Genomic DNA, 17,560 nt, shown 5'->3' with positions numbered 1-17,560 from the left:
GATTAGGGTCGAGGTGTGCCGGAATTACCCGAGGTCGAGGCTCTCGCGGGCTTCCTCCGTGAGCATGCGCTGGGAGCGGTGATCGGGCGGATCGACGTGGCCGCGTTGAGCGTTCTCAAGACCTTCGACCCGCCGGTCACCGATCTGCAGGGCAAGGACGTCACGGGCGCGGCCCGGTGGGGCAAGCACCTCGGCATCGAGGCCGGCGGGCTCTGGCTCGTCACGCATCTGTCCCGCGGTGGCTGGCTGCGGTGGACGGACAATCCGTCGTCGGCGCCGCCCAAGCCGGGCAAGGGGCCGCTCGCACTCCGCGTCCATCTCTTCACGCCCGAGGGGCTCACCCCCGCGTTCGACCTCACCGAGGCGGGGACGCGCAAGCGGCTCGCCGTGTGGGTCGTGCGCGATCCGCAGGAGGTGCCCGGCATCGCCCGCCTGGGCCCGGACGCCCTCGCGGTGACGGAGCCGGAGTTCGCGGAACTACTCGCCCGCAAGAGTTCTCGGCTCAAGACCGCATTGGTGGATCAGCAACTGCTCGCCGGGATCGGCAATGCCTACAGCGACGAGATCCTGCACACCGCGAAGCTCTCGCCGTTCGCCACCACCGCCTCGCTCACCCCCGAGTCGGTGACCCTGCTGTGGACCACGATGCGCTCGGTCCTGCTCGACGCCGTCGCGCGGTCCGAGGGTCAGGACGCGGCACGGCTCAAGGGCGAGAAGCGGTCCGGTATGCGGGTGCACGCGCGGACGGGCATGCCCTGCCCGGTCTGCGGTGACACCGTTCGCGAGGTCTCCTACGTCGACCGGTCGTTCCAGTACTGCCCTACGTGCCAGACCGGCGGCCGGATTCTCGCCGACCGCCGTCTGTCCCGTCTCGTGAAGTAGCCGATCAGCGGAAGTCCTGCGACGACTCGTTCTCCGAACCGGCCGAGGATCCGGTCGGTGTGTCGTAGCCGCTGAAGCCCTCCCACGCAGCGCGACGGGATCCGAGCGGATCGTTCTCCATCCGCGTCGCGCTGTCGAAGATCCGAGTGGCGCGCCCGGGCACCTCGTACTGAGTCCAGTCCGCTTCGGGCGCACCGGTTCTCGCGAAGGCGAGCCACTGCTTCTGCACCTCGTCGGTGACAGCCACCGAGCTGCCCCAGTCGCCCAGGATCGCGAAGAACTTCCCGACGCGGGCGCGGTAGACGCCGAACACGGCGAACAGTTCGGAACCGTGCGTCGAGTACAGCTTCAGCAGGTCGAACAACCGCGGTGAGTAGTCGTAGCGGTACACGTAGGTGGGCGCGTGCTCGGTGTGCGCGTCCGCGATCTCCAGCGACGGTCGCCAGAAGGTGATGTCGCCGCCGAAGTCGATGGCGGACAGGCCCTTCGGGTATCCGGGGTACTCGGCGAGAATGCGATCCCTGGCCGACGGGTCGGTGTTCGCGAACAGGCGGTCGATGCGCTCGGCATTCGTGGGAAGGGCGTCGAGCCACTTGGGGAACAGGGTGCCCTCGTGCTCGTTGCTGCCGATGATCATCGGGACGGGATGCGCGCGGCCCGATCGGTACGCCTCGAGCGGCGCCTCCGGCACGTAGTCCCCGTCGACGCTGGGGCCGAACGGAATGAGCCCCGGAGTCTCCTTCAGGCTCTTCGAACCCAGCCGGTGAGCCGCCTTCAGCAGGTCGGCCACGTCGGCTCCCGCGAGCGTGTCGGCGGCGGTGTCCGGAGTGGCACCGAGCAACTCGACGAAGTCGCGTCCCCACTTCTCGCTACGGTCGGACGTGGCGACCATGCCCGGCGCCGAGCTCTGCGAGATGGCCTTGTGGAAGAGGCCCTTCGTGGCGGGCACGGTCGTCAACGTGGTGACGGCGTTGCCGCCGGCCGATTCGCCGAAGATGGTGACGTTGTCCGGATCGCCGCCGAATGCGGCGATGTTGCGCTGGACCCACTGCAGCGCGGCGACCTGGTCCCGCAGCCCGAGATTGCTGTCGAAGGTCCGGTCGGGCGTCGAGAACTGTCGGAAGTCGAGGTATCCGAGGGCGCCGAGCCGGTAGTTGAGCGAGACGTAGACGATGTCGCCGCGGCGGACCAGCGACGTGCCCGAGTACATGGAGGTGGCCGACGTTCCCAGCGTGTAGGCGCCGCCGTGGATGAACACCATAACGGGGCGGGGGCCGGCGGGCGTGGTGGCCGGCGCGCTGACGTTCAGCGTCAGGCAGTCCTCGCTGGTGCCCTGTCCCTTGATGGGACCGATGGGGGAGCGGCCCGAGTCCTGGACCGCCGCGTCACCCCAGCGGGTGGCGTCCCGGACGCCCTCCCACGCCGTCGGCGGCTGCGGTGCCCGCAACCGCAGCGGTCCGACCGGCGGCTGCGCGTACGGGATGCCCCGCCACTGCGCGATACCGCGCGCGACGAATCCGCGGACCCGCCCCTCGCTCGTGGTGATCTCTGTCGAAAAGTCTCCCTGCCCCATCCGGCCGACTATACGGAGAGCCGAGTGAGCACACTCGGGGTATGACGTTCACCTGTCCCATCGAGATCGTGCAGCTTCTCGTGTCTCCGTCACATGCCTACTTCGGTCGCAGCAAGGACGGGCCCGCCGCCGACGTCCGCACGCAGCTGCCGTCGTCCGTCGAGGTGGTGACCGGGAAGGGCATCCGGGGCGACCGGTTCTTCGGCGTCCAGGCGCACACCGAGGCGGCGATCACGTTCCTGGCCGTCGAGGCGTGGGAGACGGCGGTCGCGGAGGCGAACGCCCTGCACCCGGACGACGAGCCGTGGGACGGGGACGTGAGCGTGGCCCGCCGCAACATCGTCGTGCGTGGTCTCGAACTCGACCCGCTCCGGGGCGAGGACTTCGTCATCGACACCGGTGACGGCCCGGTGCTCCTGCGTGGGGGGCGTCCCGCGCACCCGTGCGCGTGGATGGACAGCATGGTGGTGGACGGCACCCGCAAGGCGTTGATAGGACGCGGTGGTCTGCGCACCGCGCCGATCAGCTCGGGCACGCTGCGAGTCGGACACGGCGTCGTGATCTCCCCGGTCCCACTCGACCCCGAGCGAGCAGCACTGTCCGTACGGCGCGCCCAGCCGCTGCCGCGCGGCTAGCTTCCGCTGCGAGCGGCCTCGAGCAGGCGCAACCACACCTCGCTCATCGTCGGGTAGGACGGGACCGCGTGCCACAGGGTCTCCAGCGGGACGCGGCCGACCACCGCGATGGTGGCCGCGTGCAGGAGTTCCGCGACGCCCTGGCCGACCAGCGTGAATCCGACGATCACGTCGCTCGACGTGTCGATCACCATCGACGCGTGTCCGGCGAAGTCGTCCTGGCGCAGGGAGCTTCCCGCGACGGCGATGTCCATCTCGACCACCCGCACCGGCAGACCGGCGGCCCGCGCCTTCTTCTCGGTGAGGCCCACCGACGCCACCTCGGGGGTGGTGAAGACGACCTGGGGCACCTGGCCGTGGTCGGCACTCGCCCGGAACCTGCTGCCGTCGATCGATCGACCGTCGGCGCGCGCGGCGATGACGTCGCCGCACACGCGTCCCTGGTACTTGCCCATGTGGGTGAGCAGGGCGCGACCGTTGACGTCGCCCACCGCGTAGAGCCACTCGTCCTTCGCCGTCAGATGGTCGTCGACGGCGATCGAGTCCCCGGTGGGGAGGCCCACCGCGTCGAGTCCCAGGTCCTTGGTGGCCGGCCGTCGGCCGGCGGCGACCAGGATCTCGTCTACCTCGAGTGTGTCGTCGCCGATCGTCACCGAGGCGGGCCCACCGTGGAGGTGGCCGTACCCGGTGTCCTGCGCGTCGGGCCGCGACACCGTGGCGACCTGCGACTCGAACAGGATGCGCGCACCCGCGGCGGTCAGAGCGTCGGCCACCGCCGCCCCGGCGAACGGCTCCGATCCGGCCAGCAGCGAGGTTCCGCGCACGATCATCGTGACCTCGGCGCCGAGGGCCAGCAACCATGTCGCCGACTCGCAGGCGACCACGCCCCCGCCGATCACGATGATCCGCTCCGGCACCTCGTGCAGGTTGGTCGAATCGCGGGACGTCCACGGAAGTGCTTCGCGCAGTCCGGGAATCGGCGGCACCGTGGCCGTGGTGCCGGTCGCGAGGACCACCGCGTGCCGAGCGCGCAGGACCCGATCGCCCACTGTCACCTCGCGCTCGCCGGACACCCGGCCGTGACCGCGCACGACGTGGATGTTCGCGCCCTCGGCCCACGACACCTGGGAGGAGTCGTCGAGCCCGTGGGTGAAGCTCTCGCGGCGGGCGAACACCGCGTCGACGTCGAGTCGCGCGTCGCCGACGATCTCGCGGACCCCGGGCATCGCTCGGGCCTGGTTCAGCACGGAGGCGGGCAGGAGCAACGCCTTGCTGGGCATGCAGGCCCAGTACGAGCACTCACCGCCCACCAGTTCGTGCTCGACGATGGCGGCAGTGCGATCACTGCCCGCGATCGCGTACTGCGCCGCGTTCTCGCCGACGGGCCCTCCGCCGATCACGATGACGTCGTACTCGTCGGTGCTGCTGTCGCTCACTGATCCTCCAGAGTTCTGAGTGGGTCGTGGTGGCTAGTGTGTGCCCGATGGGGAGACAGAAGATCGTGATCACCGGGGCCAGTTCGGGTCTGGGCGAGGAGATGGCGCGGCGGTTCGCGGCGATGGGCCGCGACGTGGGGCTGTGTGCCCGGCGGGTGGACAGGCTCGAGGCTCTGCGCGCCGAGCTCACCGCCCGGCATCCGGACATCACCGTGGCGGTCACCGCGATGGACGTGACGGATCACGAGTCGGTGGTGTCGGGGATCGACGCGCTGCGGGAGACACTCGGCGGGCTCGACCGCGTGATCGTGAACGCCGGTCTCGGGAAGGGCGCGAGGCTCGGCACCGGCCGCGCGGACGCCAACCTCGAGACCGCACGCACCAACTTCGTCGGAGTGGTGTCCCAGGTCGAGGCAGCGCTGGCGGTGTTCCGTGAGCAGAATGCCGGTCACCTCGTCCTCGTGTCGTCGGTGAGTGCCGATCGCGGACTACCCGGATCCAAGGCTGTGTACTCCGCATCGAAGGCGGGAGTCTCGGCACTCGGCGAGGCGCTGGTCGCCGAACTCCGCCGCACACCCATCGCGGTCACCACGGTTCTGCCCGGATATGTCGCCACCGACATGTCCTCCCGCGCCGGAGACGCCGGTCGACTGATGTCCTCACTCGACAACGGCGTCTCCGCGATGGTCGCGGCCATCGAGAAGGAGGTCACGCGCTCCGCGCTGCCGGGCCTCACCTGGAAGGCGATCGACGTCGTGTTGCGCGTGCTCCCTCGTCGACTCACGGACGGGCTCGTCTAGCTACTGCAGGTAGTTCTCGACCTGTGAGACGGACTGCGCCTCGGCGTCGTCGGGGGAGAGTCCGGCGTCCTTCTTGGCGCGCCGCTGACGCAGCAGGTCCCAGCACTGGTCGAGTGCTTTCTCGAGCTGGTCGAGCTGCGCCCGCTCCTCGCTCGGATCGAGCTCGCCTGCTTCGGTGCGCGAACGCAACTCGTGCTCGGTGTCGACCAGGTCCTTGATCTTCGCGTAGATGTCGGTCTCACTCATGAACGCACTCACCTCTCTGAAGTCGGTGATGTTCACCGTACTCACCAGAAGTCGGGTGTGAGGTGGTGATGCCCGAGTGCCGTCGCGATCGCGTCGCGAACCTGCTCCACCGAGTGCGCCGCCGCAGGATCGGTGACCACCACCGACAGCGTGTAGGCGTGATCGTGGCGGCAGAGATAGGCCGACAGGATGGTCGGCGACGCGGCGGACTGCTCGTGTCGGAGTCCCGGGTGGATCGCCCGCGCGGCGACGCGCACCGCGGGGCGGCCGCCGATGGTGCGCACCGCCTCGGGAAGCGGGCCGATGTTGGAGCACAGAGCATCTCGCCGGCCCGTCGACGGCGCGAGGAGCGCGGCGGCGCGTTCGGGGACCACGTGCAGCAACTCGTCGGGGAAGCCCGCGGGACCGGTCAGCGGGCTTCGGTACGCCGTCTTCGCGCGTCGACGGATGTCGGCCAGTGAGTCGGATTCCGTGATGCGGACCGCCGTCACCGAGATCGCGTTGGCGCCGCCGGCCTCGACCTTCATCGGGACGCCGAGCAGGACGGACCCGTCGGTGTCGCCGGACGTGCCCGAACATCTCAACGTCGCGACGACGGCCGCGACGACGGACAGGAACACCACGTTCGGAGTGCCCGCTCCGTCGGCGGCGACCCGATCCCACTGCGTCGCTTCGACATCGGTGCTCACGGACAGCGCTTTCCACGCGTCGGGACGGGCCGGCGCAGGAGTTCCGGTCCTCGACGCCTGCAAGTACTGCATCAGTTCGGCGCGCCGGGCGGGACTGACGGCGAGCGCGGAGACGGCCACGGCGGTGCGGCCGACGACGGTCGACAGTGTGGCCAGTGCATCGGCGGTGTCGGTGGTGCCGTCGTCCGGGGCGATCGGGTCCGGGACGCCGGACAGCGCCGCCGCTGCTGCGTCGATGAGTCCGCGTGCGTCGGCGATGACGTGGGAGCACACCAACGAGACGGCGGTTCCGTTCCCGCAGGGCGCCGCGGTCAGACGCCAGCCCGGTCCGTACTCGGGGTCGAGCGAGACGTCGGCGCCCGACTCGGCCCAGCGGACCGGGTCGTCGGTCGGCTCCGTCCACCGGACGCCGGGGCGCCCCGAGGCCCGGACCCAGCGCCGACGCGCGCCGGGCAGACGCGAGCTGACGATCCGCACACCCAGACGTCCCTCGGCGAGCCGGGCGTCGATCAGGTCGAGAGCGCCGGGGGTGATGGGCTCCTCGGTGACCCAGAGGCCCTGCATCGCAACGGGTATGCCGAAGCCTCGATGTGTGCGAAGGAAGATCTCGTCGACGACGGAGAGGCGAGTCACTCGAGCGGTGCTCCGTGTCGCCCGGCGCCGGACGCGAACTTCTGTGCACCGTCGAACGCGTCGACGAGCGAGGTGGCACCGTGCCGGAACTCGTTCGCCATCGCCGCGCGGTGGTCCAGGCCCTCCTGCTCGAGCGCCGACAGTCGGTCGCCGCGCAGGCACGCCTGCGGGAACTCGGCCAGGGACGCGGCGAGTTCCTCCGCGGCAGCGCGGCAGGTGCCCGTGGGGACGACCCGGTTGGCGAGTCCGAACGTCAGCGCTTCGTGCGCGTCGACGGCACGCCCGGTGAGGATCATGTCCATCGCCCGCGACGTACCGATCGCCCGCGGCAATCGCACCGTTCCGCCGTCGATCAGCGGCACACCCCAGCGCCGACAGAACACACCGAACACGGCGTCCTCGTCGGCGACGCGCAGGTCGCACCACAGCGCGAGTTCGAGACCGCCGGCGACCGCGTGGCCGGACACCGCGGCGATGACGGGCTTGGACAGTTCCATGCGCGTGGGCCCCATCGGCCCGTCACCGTGCTCGGTCGCCACGTTCGAGCGCTCGGTGCCCAGTGCCTTGAGGTCGGCACCGGCGCAGAAGGTTCCGCCGTCTCCCCACAGCACCGCGACCGATGCCGTCGGATCCGCGTCGAACTCCTCGAAGGCCTCCACCAGAGCGGCCGCCGTCGGACCGTCCACGGCATTGCGTGCCTCAGGTCGGTGGAGGATCACCGTGACCACCGGACCTCGGCGTTCGATCCGCACGTTCATGGTTCGACCGTACCGCTGCCACGCCAGGTTGTGGTTGTTCACGAGGCCGCCGAAGAAAGTTCGCCCGATGTGTAACGCCCGGACGGGTGGCGGCGACATGGTGTGTGAGACCGTGCCGGTCCGTCAGACCCCCGACCCGACGGACCGGCGCGGTCTCGCTGTACGTCAGCGTCCGCGTTCGCTGCGGTACCAGTCGATCAGCGCACTCGTCGACGAATCGAGGTCCGCGCCCGGGCCGTCCGCATCGGTCAGCACCGGCGTCAGCTCCTGCGCCTGGGTCTTGCCCAGCTCGACTCCCCACTGGTCGAACGAGTCGATGCCGAAGATGACGCCCTCGACGAAGACCTGATGTTCGTAGAGGGCGATGAGCTGACCCACCACCGAAGGCGTGAGTTTCGGCGCGAGGATCGACGTCGACGGGCGGTTTCCCGGCATCACCTTGTGCGGCACGATGTCCGCGTCCGTGCCCTCGGCGGCGATCTCCTCCGCCGTCTTGCCGAAGGCCAACACCTTGGTCTGGGCGAAGTAGTTGCTCATGAGCAGGTCGTGCATGCTGCCCGTGCCGTCCGCGGTGGGAAGATCGTCCGTCGGCTCGGCGAAGCCGATGAAGTCCGCCGGCACGAGTCGTGTTCCCTGGTGCAGCAATTGGTAGAAGGCGTGCTGGCCGTTGGTTCCGGGCTCGCCCCAGAAGATCTCGCCGGTGTCCGTCGTGACGGGCGTTCCGTCGGCCCTCACCGACTTGCCGTTCGACTCCATGGTGAGCTGCTGCAGGTAGGCGGCGAACCGGTTCAGATCGTTCGAGTACGGCAGCACCGCCCGGGACTGCGCGCCGAAGAAGCTGGAGTACCAGACGCCCAGCGTGCCCAGCAGGATCGGCGCGTTGGACTCGAGCGGCGCCTCGCGGAAGTGCTGGTCGATCAGGTGGAAGCCCTCGAGGAAGTCCGCGAACGCCTCGCGGCCGACGGCGAGCATCACCGACAGACCGATGGCGGAATCGACCGAGTAGCGGCCGCCGACCCAGTCCCAGAAGCCGAACATGTTCGCGGTGTCGATGCCGAAGTTCGACACCTTCTCCGCATTGGTGGACACCGCGACGAAGTGCTGGGCGACGGCGTCGTCACCGAGTGCGGCCGTGAGCCATCGCCGGGCGGCCGTGGCGTTGGTCAGCGTCTCGAGTGTGCCGAAGGTCTTGGAGGCGACGATGAACAGCGTCGACGCCGGGTCCAGGTCGGCGAGGGTGCCGACGAGATCGGCCGGGTCGACGTTCGAGACGAAGCGCGCCGAGATGCCCGCGTCGGCGTAGTGCCGCAGAGCCTGGTACACCATCACCGGACCCAGGTCGGAGCCGCCGATCCCGATGTTGACGACGGTGCGGATCCGCTCACCGGTGGCGCCGGTCCACGCGCCGGATCGCACTCGATCGCTGAAATCGCCCATCCGCGTGAGGACCTCGTGCACGTCGGCCACCACGTCCTGGCCGTCGACCTCGAGTGACGCGTCCGACGGCAGACGCAGCGCGGTGTGCAGCACGGCCCGGTTCTCGGAGGTGTTGATGTGCTCGCCCGCGAACATGGCGTCCCGACGCCCGGTGACGTCCGCTGCGCGTGCGAGGTCGAGCAGCAGTTCGAGCGTCTGCCGCTCGACCCGGTGCTTGCTGTAGTCGATGTACAGGTCGCCCGCGGTGACGGTCAGCTCGCTCCCACGCGACGGATCGTCGGCGAAGAAGTCACGGAGGTGGCGATCGGCCACGGCCTCGTGATGCGTGACGAGCTCGGTCCAGGCTTCGGTGCTCGTGATGTCGGCGCTCATGAGCCCTGACCCTAATCGCTGGGCACCCGAGCCGCTGGGACATGCCGACCGGCCTCCGGCCTGCCCGCTGACATGCGATCGCCGTGCGGGAGTGCGTGACGAGTCCCGCCCCACGGGGTAGACAGTCGGTACCACCGGGCGACCCGGCGAGCAGCGACGAGGAGTGCGAGAGACGTGAGCGAAGGAACGAGCAGCGCAGCGACGACCCGGGAGAAGGACCTGATCGCGTCCGTCCCCACGAAGTTGTGGATCGGAGGCAAGCAGGTCGACGCGGAGAACGGTGCCACGTTCCCGGTTCGGGATCCCTCGACCGGGGAGGTGCTCACCGAGGTCTCGGACGCGAGTCCCGCCGACGCCGCACGCGCGCTCGACGAGGCCGTCGCGGTGCAGAAGTCCTGGGCCGCCACCCCGGCGCGACAGCGCGGCGAGATCCTGCGGGCGGTCTTCGAGTCGATCACCGAGCACGCCGACGACATCGCACTGCTCATGACGCTGGAGATGGGCAAGGCCTTTGCCGAGAGTCAGGCCGAGGTGAAGTACGGCGGAGAGTTCTTCCGCTGGTTCTCCGAGGAGGCGGTCCGCATCGCGGGGCGGTACACGCCGGCGCCCGCGGGCAACGGCCGGATTCTGGTGACCAAGCAGCCCGTCGGCCCGGTGCTGGCGATCACGCCGTGGAACTTCCCGCTGGCGATGGGCACCCGCAAGATCGGGCCCGCACTGGCGGCGGGATGCACGATCCTGGTGAAGCCCGCCTCGGAGACTCCGCTGACGATGCTCTACCTGGCGAAGCTCATCTCCGAGGCCGGGCTGCCCGAGGGCGTGCTGTCGGTACTGCCGACGTCGAAGTCCAGCGCTGTCACCGGGCCGTTGATCGACGATCCTCGACTGCGCAAGTTGACCTTCACCGGCTCCACCGAGGTGGGGCGGATGCTCGTGGAGAAGTCGTCGAAGACTCTGCTGCGGACGTCGATGGAGCTGGGCGGCAATGCGCCCTTCGTCGTGTTCGACGACGCGGACATCGACGCCGCCGTCGAGGGCGCGATGCTCGCCAAGATGCGCAACGGCGGCGAGGCCTGCACGGCCGCCAATCGGTTCCACGTGCAGAACTCGGTCAAGGACGAGTTCGTCGCCAAGGTGACCGAGAAGATGCGCGCCATGACGGTCGGGCGGGGCAGTGATCCGGACACGAAGCTCGGACCGCTGATCAACGAGGAGCAGCGTGACACGGTGGCCGAACTCGTCGACGACGCGGCGTCCAAGGGCGCGACCGTCGCTCTCGGCGGCACTGCGGAGGACGGGCCGGGCTGGTTCTACCCCGCCACCGTGCTGACCGACGTGCCCGGTGACGCCCGAATTCTGAGCGAGGAGGTCTTCGGACCGGTGCTCGCGGTGCGCGGCTTCGACACCGAGGAGGACGGCATCGCTGCGGCGAACGACACCGAGTTCGGCCTGGCTGCGTACATCTTCACGCGGGATCTGGACCGGGCGCTGCGTGTGGCGGAGGCCGTGGAGACCGGCATGGTGGGTGTCAATCGCGGGGTGATCTCCGACGCGGCGGCACCGTTCGGTGGGATCAAGGCGTCGGGATTCGGTCGCGAGGGCGGAAGCGAGGGGATCGAGGAGTACCTCGAGACCAAGTACATCGCCCTGCAGTGATGCGGTGAGGCACGGGAACCGCCCGTCGTCTGGGCGGTTCCCGGTCGAGCTCTACGAGCGGTGGACTCAGTGTCCGAGGCGGCCGCGGCCCAGGCGGAGCAGGAGCATGGCCAGCGTGTGACCCTCCTGGCCGAGGTCGCTGAAGCGCTGGAGGACCTTCATCTCGCGGCTGTGGACGAGGCGGGGTCCGCCCTGTGCCATCCGCGTCTGACCGATGGTGCGGGAGACCTCGGAGCGGCGCTTCACGGCGGCGAGGATCTCGGCATCGAGGCGGTCGATCTCCTTGCGGAGCTCGTCGATCTCGGCTTCGGACGTCGGCAGGTTCGCGTCGTCGGCGTGATCGTTCGACTCGGACGACGCCGATGCTGCGGTGGTGTGAATCGCTGTGCTCATATCAACTCCTCGTGTCAGAACGTGTGTCGCTCTGCTCTCACGTTCTGTTACGCGATTTCCACGAATTTCCGCGGAAGTCACGAAACGCCTGGTCACTACGGTCGGGTGCAGTCGGTGTGATGCCGTTCGCCGGTCGAGCCCGGGCAAGAGTATGCCCGTGTCACTCCCCACGTAAAGAAGGAGCAATTGCAGATCGGCGTGATACGGCGAGCGGCAGAACTCCGACACGACAGGGATTCGGCGCCCACGGCCCGAGTGATGGTGTCGGTGTCGGTGACCGCCGGTAATCTGGACGGACGATGAACACACAGTCACCCGCACGTGCCACCAGGTCCTCGGACCAGCTCCTCGAGGGCCTCAATCCCCAGCAGCGCGAGGCAGTGATGCACTCGGGGGGACCGTTGCTCATCGTGGCGGGCGCCGGTTCGGGCAAGACCGCGGTGCTGACCCGTCGCATCGCGTATCTCCTGGCGGAGAGAGATGTCACACCCGGCCAGGTCCTCGCGATCACGTTCACCAACAAGGCCGCGGCGGAGATGCGGGAACGCGTCGTCCAGTTGGTCGGGCCGCGGGCCAACTTCATGTGGGTGAGCACGTTCCACTCGAGCTGCGTGCGGATCCTCCGGAGCCAGGCGGCGCTGCTTCCCGGCCTCAACTCGAACTTCTCCATCTACGACGCGGACGACTCGCGTCGGCTCCTCACGATGATCGGCAAGGATCTGCAGCTCGATCCGAAGAAGTTCTCGTCGCGTCTGCTGGCGACGCAGATCTCCAATCTGAAGAACGAGCTGATCGATCCGGACCAGGCCGTCGCCGACGCGGAGAAGGAGCCGGCCGAGCTGCCGGCCGTCATCGCGAAGGTCTACGGCCACTACCAGCAGCGTCTGCGGGCGGCCAACGCGTTCGACTTCGACGATCTCATCGGCGAGACGGTGGCACTGCTGCAGAGCCATCCGGACGTCGCCGAGTACTACCGGCGCCGCTTCCGCCACGTCCTCGTCGACGAGTACCAGGACACCAACCACGCGCAGTACATGCTGGTGCGCGAGTTGGTGGGCACCGGATCGACGGCGGAGGGCGAGGTCGCGGCAGTTCCCCCGAGCGAACTGTGCGTGGTGGGCGACGCGGACCAGTCGATCTACGCGTTCCGCGGCGCGACCATCCGCAACATCGAGGAGTTCGAGCGCGACTATCCGGATGCGCGGACCATCCTGCTCGAGCAGAACTACCGGTCCACCCAGACCATCCTGGCGGCAGCCAACGCCGTCATCGCGCGCAACACCAACCGTCGTGACAAGCGGCTGTGGACGGACACCGGCGACGGCGATCCGATCATCGGCTACGTGGCGGACAACGAGCACGACGAGGCCAAGTTCGTGGCGTCGGAGATCGATCGGCTGGTCGACGGCACCGACTACAAGTACTCCGACGTCGCGGTGTTCTACCGGACCAACAACTCCTCGCGCGCGCTCGAGGAGATCTTCATCCGCCTCGGTCTGCCCTACAAGGTGGTGGGCGGTGTGCGCTTCTACGAGCGCAAGGAGGTACGCGACGTGGTCGCGTACCTCCGCGTGCTGGCCAATCCGGACGACACGGTGAGCATGCGGCGCATCCTCAACACCCCGCGCCGCGGCATCGGCGATCGTGCCGAGGCCTGTGTCGCCGTGCACGCCGAGCGGAAGAACATCAGCTTCAACGCCGCGCTCCTCGATGCCGCGGCCGGCTCCGTGGCGCTGCTCAACACGCGCGCGCAGAACGCCATCGCGTCGTTCATGGAGATGATCGGCGAGCTGCGGGCCACCATGAACGCCACCGATGCCGACGGAAACGACGTCGCGGACATCGGCGACATCGTCGAGGCGGTGCTCGACCGCACGCGGTATCGCGCCGAACTCGAGGCCAGCTCGGATCCCCAGGACGGCGCTCGCCTCGACAACCTCAACGAACTGGTCAGCGTGGCCCGCGAGTTCAGTGCCGACGCACGCAACCTTCAGGGCATCGAGGATCTCGAGGTGGGGGTCGACATCAACGCGGACCTCGACGTCGCGTCCGCAGAACCAGAGGACACCGACGGTGTGGCCGAGCCGGGTTCGCTCGCCGCCTTCCTCGAGCGGGTCTCGCTGGTGGCCGACACCGACCAGATCCCGGACAACGGCGACGGTGTCGTCACGCTCATGACGCTGCACACGGCCAAGGGGCTCGAGTTCCCGGTCGTGTTCGTCACCGGGTGGGAGGACGGCCAGTTCCCGCACATGCGAGCGCTCGGTGATCCTGCGGAGTTGTCCGAGGAGCGTCGACTCGCCTACGTGGGCATCACGCGTGCGCGGCACCGGCTCTACCTCACTCGCGCGATCATGCGCTCGGCGTGGGGGCAGCCCATCAACAACCCCGAATCGCGCTTCCTGCAAGAGGTTCCGCAGCATCTCATCGACTGGAAACGGGAGGATCCCGGCGTCGGCAGCGGGTTCGGTTCCAGTGGTGGCTCGGGGCGCCAGCGCGACTGGACGTCGAATCCCCGTGGTGGATGGTCCGGTGGGTCGTCGCCGTCGGCCACCCCGACACCCAGCTTCGGCAAGGCCCGGTCCAACAACACCCTGACGCTCGCCGTGGGTGATCGCGTGAGCCACGACAAGTACGGTCTCGGGACCGTCGTCGAGTCCGAGGGATCAGGTCAGCGTGCGATGGTGCTGATCGACTTCGGCACGTCCGGTCGCGTGAAGATGATGCTCATCGGCGGAGTGCCGATGACCAAGCTGTGAGAGGGCACGGAAGAAAGGTCCGGCGCCACCGTCCATGACGGTGGCGCCGGACCTTCGACGTGAGTGGAGGTGGGAACTCAGTCGCGCTCGGGGCCGAGAGCGATACCGCGGGACGCCAACCAGGGGAGCGGGTCGATCTTGTTGTCCCCCGTGAGGTGGACCTCGAAGTGGAGGTGCGGGCCGGTGGACTGGCCGCGGTTGCCCATCTTGGCGATCTCGTCGCCGGCCATGACCGTCTGGCCCACCTGGACCTCGGACGAATCGATGTGGCCGTACACGGTGATGGTGCCGTCGGCGTGCTGCAACCGGACCCACAGTCCGAAGCCGGCCGCGGGGCCCGAGTCGATGACGGTGCCGTCGGCCACGGCGTACACCGGCGTGCCGATGGCGTTGGCGATGTCCACGCCGGCGTGCAGCGTGCCCCACCGCGAGCCGAAGCCGGAGGTGTAGGTGCCGAGCGCAGGCAGTGCGAAGAGGGGACGCCGTGCAGCGGCCTCGCGAGCCTCGCGCTCCTCGCTGAAGCGCTGGCCCTTCGCCAGGAGCTCCGAGAACTGGCCCAGGTCGACCGGTGCGGCGATGTTGAGGATCTGCGGTGCCGCGGACGTGGAGGGGGCCGTGACGGGCGCTCCGGTCGACGTGGCGGTGGGCACCGAGTCGACGTGCGCGGCCGGCTGGTCCGCGACGATGCCGGCGGCGGTGGAGCTGTCGACGATTCCTGCGGACGCGGCAGCTGCCGGGGCCTGGCCGGCGGCCAGCGCGTACTCGGAGGTCTCGGTGCGCTCGGCGGGCTGCGCGTTGTCGATCGCGGCCTGGCCGGCAGCGACGACCGCACCTGCGGCCACGGCGACGACAGCGACGCGTCCCTTGAGGGCGGACGGCGGAGCGGGGATGCGGTGGGCGCCGCTGCGCTTGACGGCGATCTCGTCCGCGATGGCAGCCGAGGTCACCGACGGTGCTGCCCCGGCCGGGGCGGTGACGAGGAAGGACGTCGCCGGTACCGAGCGGCGGCGGCGCGTGGGCGCATCGCCGAGGGGGGCCGGGGTGTACGCGGGCGCGGACGCCACGTAGTCGCTGGACTCGTGCGCACGGTCCCAGGGGGACGATGCTGCATCGGTCGAGAGGGCTTCGAGGGGGCCGGTGTCGGTCAGATGACCGTCCGCCGGCGTGAACACGGTGGTGTCGTGCTCGAACTGCTGGGCCTCGTACTGCTGGGAATCGAACCGACTGTCGTCGGTGGCGTCCGAGACGAAGCGTGAGCGTGTGAACGGAGTTCGGTGGTGCTGCAAGACCTGCCGTCCTCCTGATTCGTGACCTACCCGTGATGTGGAACCTCGTGGACGGTAACGAAATGGTCGCGGCGGGCGCAAGCCAAACGGCTTCTCGGGTCACATATGTGAGGTGGCTCACAAGGTGTCCTGGGTTTACTCGAGGACGAGTCCCGACGCCGATCAGGCACATCGGTGATCTTCCTGTGATCGAGGCGAGCGGCATCACGATCGGCGGAACGAGGACCGGATACCGTTCGTCATCGTGACACAGCCGACATCCGCGGGCCGTCGTACCTCTGGTTCCGCGTCCGACCCCGTCCGGCTCGGTGCCCGCGCTCTCGGAGTCGTCGGAGCGCTGGCGGTGGCGGCCGCTCCGTACGTTCCCGTCGTCGGCGGCGCCGACGTGGGTCCCCCGGTGCGGGGCGCGGCCGCCGTCTCGTCGGCGCTCTGGGCGGCGATCGCCCTGCTGCTCCTGGTGCGCGCGACCCGGCCGATCGTCTTCCCCGTGCTCGCGACGTTGGGCGCCGTCGCACTGGGATCGATCGTGGCCGATCTCCAGTTGTTCGTCGGAGCGATCGACGCCGACCGGCTGGAGCTGTTCCGTCCGATCTCGGCCGGCGCGCTGGAGGCGGGCCCCGGAGCCGTGGTGGTGACGCTCGGGCACGCGCTCGTCGTCGTCGCCGGGGCGCTGGCGGCACTCGCGCTGGCGCGGACGGTCGAGTGGGACGACGTCGACGAGGATCCCGTCGCTCGTCGATCGGCATCGGTCGTGGTCGCCGCGGGGGTCGCGGGCGCTCTCGCACTCGCCGCCTCGTTCCTCCTGCCCGCGTACGTGAGCACCGATGCCGTCGTCCTCGCTCCCGCTCCGGTCGCCGGACCCGTCGCGTCGGCTCTCGGCGGTGGACTGTCCGCGGTCGCGGTGCTGGTGGGTGTGGCCTACGCGTTCTCGTCGACCAGCAGGTCCGCGGCGGTCGGCGCACTGACCGGTGTGGTCGCGGCGTCGGCGACCGTCGTCGGCGTCCGCCTGGCTGCCGCGCTGGGGGCGGGCGACCGCATCGACCTCGGCGCGGGCACGGTCGTCGGAGTCGGCGGGCTCTTCGTCCTCGGCGTGGCCACGGTGGCGACGGCGCGCGCGACCTCGCGACCCACGACCTCCGTGCCCCGGCTCGCACGGTCCGCCGCTCCCTCGAACTCGACGCGGCGGCACGTCGTCGCGGGAGCGGTGACGGTCCTGACGGGCATCGCTCTCGGTGTCGGCGCCGTCCTGCCGCTTCTCGACGTCTCGACCGGCTCCGTCCCGACGGTGGTGGGGGATCGGGCGGTGGCCGCGTACGCCGTCGTGACCGTCGTCGGCGGCGTGCTGTTGCTCTTCTCGGAGTTCGCCGCCGCGGTGCGGCCTGCGGTGCCGCTGATCGTCACGGGCCATCTGGCGCTCGCGGCCGCGGTGCTGCAGGCGCTCGTGCTGGGCGTCGGTATCGACGGCGTGTCCGTCGGTGCGGGCGGCTGGCTGCTGGTCGTCGGCACGCTGCTCGGTCTGCTCACGCTGGTGCTCGTCGCCGCGGCGGGCGCCTCGGAGCGGGACGGCGTCGACACCAGCGATCTGGACGGGGCCTCGCGCCCCCTCGCAGCCGCGCTGGCCGTCGCGGCCGGGGTCGCCGCACTGGGGCTGCTCCTGCCGCAGTACGACGTGGTTGGGGAGACCGGCGGCTGGATCGGGGCGCTGCCGTGGGGGTGGGACGTGTGGGGGCGGCTGGTACTCGTGGCCGCCGTCCTGATCGGCGCCGCCGTCGCGGCTCGCGCTCGGTCGTCGCGCGCCGCGGCGCTCCAGATCGGTTCCGCGGTGGCTCTGGCGGGTGTCGCGCTGAGCCCGATCCTCGGCGGCGCGGGCCCCGGCGTGACGGCGTCGTCGGGGGCCTTCGTGACCGCTGTCGGCGCTGCGGCATCGGCGCTGGTGGCGGCAGGATTTTTTCGTACTGGCGAGTAGATGTCGGCGCAGGTCGGTGATCTGAACCACAAGTTCGAC

Annotated in this window: 14 protein-coding genes; 6 read left to right on the top strand and 8 right to left on the bottom strand. The window is 69.7% G+C overall.

What is annotated here, in order from left to right; all coding sequences use genetic code 11:
• The first annotated feature begins 15 nt into the window (after positions 1-15).
• Positions 16-882, top strand: a complete 867-nt coding sequence (locus BR07_RS0103055) for an Fpg/Nei family DNA glycosylase (protein WP_027504169.1) — start codon at positions 16-18, stop codon at positions 880-882.
• A gap of 4 nt (positions 883-886) precedes the next feature.
• On the opposite strand, the gene BR07_RS23090 is transcribed toward BR07_RS0103055, so the two are convergent.
• Positions 887-2,455: a carboxylesterase/lipase family protein gene (locus BR07_RS23090; protein ID WP_051612973.1), complete on the bottom strand. Its 1,569-nt coding sequence runs from the start codon at positions 2,453-2,455 to the stop codon at positions 887-889.
• Positions 2,456-2,496: 41 nt separating this feature from the next.
• Between BR07_RS23090 and BR07_RS0103045 the strand changes: the two genes are divergently transcribed.
• Positions 2,497-3,090: a hypothetical protein gene (locus BR07_RS0103045; RefSeq protein WP_027504168.1), complete on the top strand. Its 594-nt coding sequence runs from the start codon at positions 2,497-2,499 to the stop codon at positions 3,088-3,090.
• Here BR07_RS0103045 and BR07_RS0103040 read toward each other — a convergent pair.
• Entirely contained in the window at positions 3,087-4,526 is a 1,440-nt protein-coding gene (locus tag BR07_RS0103040; RefSeq protein ID WP_027504167.1) for a dihydrolipoyl dehydrogenase family protein, read from the bottom strand. The genes BR07_RS0103045 and BR07_RS0103040 overlap by 4 nt on opposite strands.
• 47 nt (positions 4,527-4,573) lie before the next feature.
• Between BR07_RS0103040 and BR07_RS0103035 the strand changes: the two genes are divergently transcribed.
• Positions 4,574-5,326 (top strand): SDR family oxidoreductase, encoded by a 753-nt coding sequence (locus BR07_RS0103035; protein WP_027504166.1) that lies wholly within the window; start codon positions 4,574-4,576, stop codon positions 5,324-5,326.
• Here the strand turns inward: BR07_RS0103035 and BR07_RS0103030 are convergent, their stop codons facing one another.
• From BR07_RS0103030 to pgi, 4 genes are all read right to left on the bottom strand, one after another.
• A complete protein-coding gene (locus BR07_RS0103030) occupies positions 5,327-5,572 on the bottom strand; it encodes a DUF2630 family protein (protein ID WP_027504165.1) in 246 nt (81 codons plus the stop codon).
• Between the two features lie 41 nt (positions 5,573-5,613).
• Positions 5,614-6,894 carry a hypothetical protein gene (locus BR07_RS23085; RefSeq protein ID WP_051612972.1) on the bottom strand — a complete coding sequence of 427 codons (1,281 nt, stop codon included), beginning with the start codon at positions 6,892-6,894 and terminating at the stop codon, positions 5,614-5,616.
• Entirely contained in the window at positions 6,891-7,652 is a 762-nt protein-coding gene (locus tag BR07_RS0103020) for a crotonase/enoyl-CoA hydratase family protein (protein ID WP_027504164.1), read from the bottom strand. The genes BR07_RS23085 and BR07_RS0103020 overlap by 4 nt, the downstream gene beginning before the upstream one ends.
• A gap of 165 nt (positions 7,653-7,817) precedes the next feature.
• Complete coding sequence (gene pgi / locus BR07_RS0103015; protein ID WP_037183970.1) at positions 7,818-9,461, bottom strand: glucose-6-phosphate isomerase; 1,644 nt, start codon at positions 9,459-9,461, stop codon at positions 7,818-7,820.
• Positions 9,462-9,635: 174 nt separating this feature from the next.
• On the opposite strand from pgi, the gene BR07_RS0103010 reads away from it, so the two are divergent.
• Complete coding sequence (locus BR07_RS0103010; RefSeq protein WP_051612971.1) at positions 9,636-11,117, top strand: NAD-dependent succinate-semialdehyde dehydrogenase; 1,482 nt, start codon at positions 9,636-9,638, stop codon at positions 11,115-11,117.
• A gap of 66 nt (positions 11,118-11,183) precedes the next feature.
• Here the strand turns inward: BR07_RS0103010 and BR07_RS0103005 are convergent, their stop codons facing one another.
• The gene (locus BR07_RS0103005; RefSeq protein ID WP_027504161.1) at positions 11,184-11,510 is read right to left on the bottom strand and encodes a chorismate mutase; all 327 of its coding nucleotides are present in this window, start codon (positions 11,508-11,510) and stop codon (positions 11,184-11,186) included.
• Positions 11,511-11,809: 299 nt separating this feature from the next.
• Between BR07_RS0103005 and BR07_RS0103000 the strand changes: the two genes are divergently transcribed.
• The gene (locus tag BR07_RS0103000) at positions 11,810-14,269 is read left to right on the top strand and encodes a UvrD-helicase domain-containing protein (RefSeq protein ID WP_027504160.1); all 2,460 of its coding nucleotides are present in this window, start codon (positions 11,810-11,812) and stop codon (positions 14,267-14,269) included.
• Positions 14,270-14,346: 77 nt separating this feature from the next.
• On the opposite strand, the gene BR07_RS0102995 is transcribed toward BR07_RS0103000, so the two are convergent.
• Complete coding sequence (locus BR07_RS0102995) at positions 14,347-15,555, bottom strand: M23 family metallopeptidase (protein ID WP_027504159.1); 1,209 nt, start codon at positions 15,553-15,555, stop codon at positions 14,347-14,349.
• A 244-nt stretch (positions 15,556-15,799) separates the two neighbouring features.
• Between BR07_RS0102995 and BR07_RS23080 the strand changes: the two genes are divergently transcribed.
• Positions 15,800-17,521 (top strand): hypothetical protein, encoded by a 1,722-nt coding sequence (locus tag BR07_RS23080; protein WP_051612970.1) that lies wholly within the window; start codon positions 15,800-15,802, stop codon positions 17,519-17,521.
• The last annotated feature ends 39 nt before the right edge of the window (positions 17,522-17,560 follow it).

Origin of the sequence: Rhodococcus sp. UNC23MFCrub1.1, assembly GCF_000686025.1 — a bacterium.
GTDB lineage: Bacteria > Actinomycetota > Actinomycetes > Mycobacteriales > Mycobacteriaceae > Rhodococcoides.
Note: the sequence above shows the minus strand (reverse complement) of the source record. Positions and strands in the feature narration are given on the sequence as shown.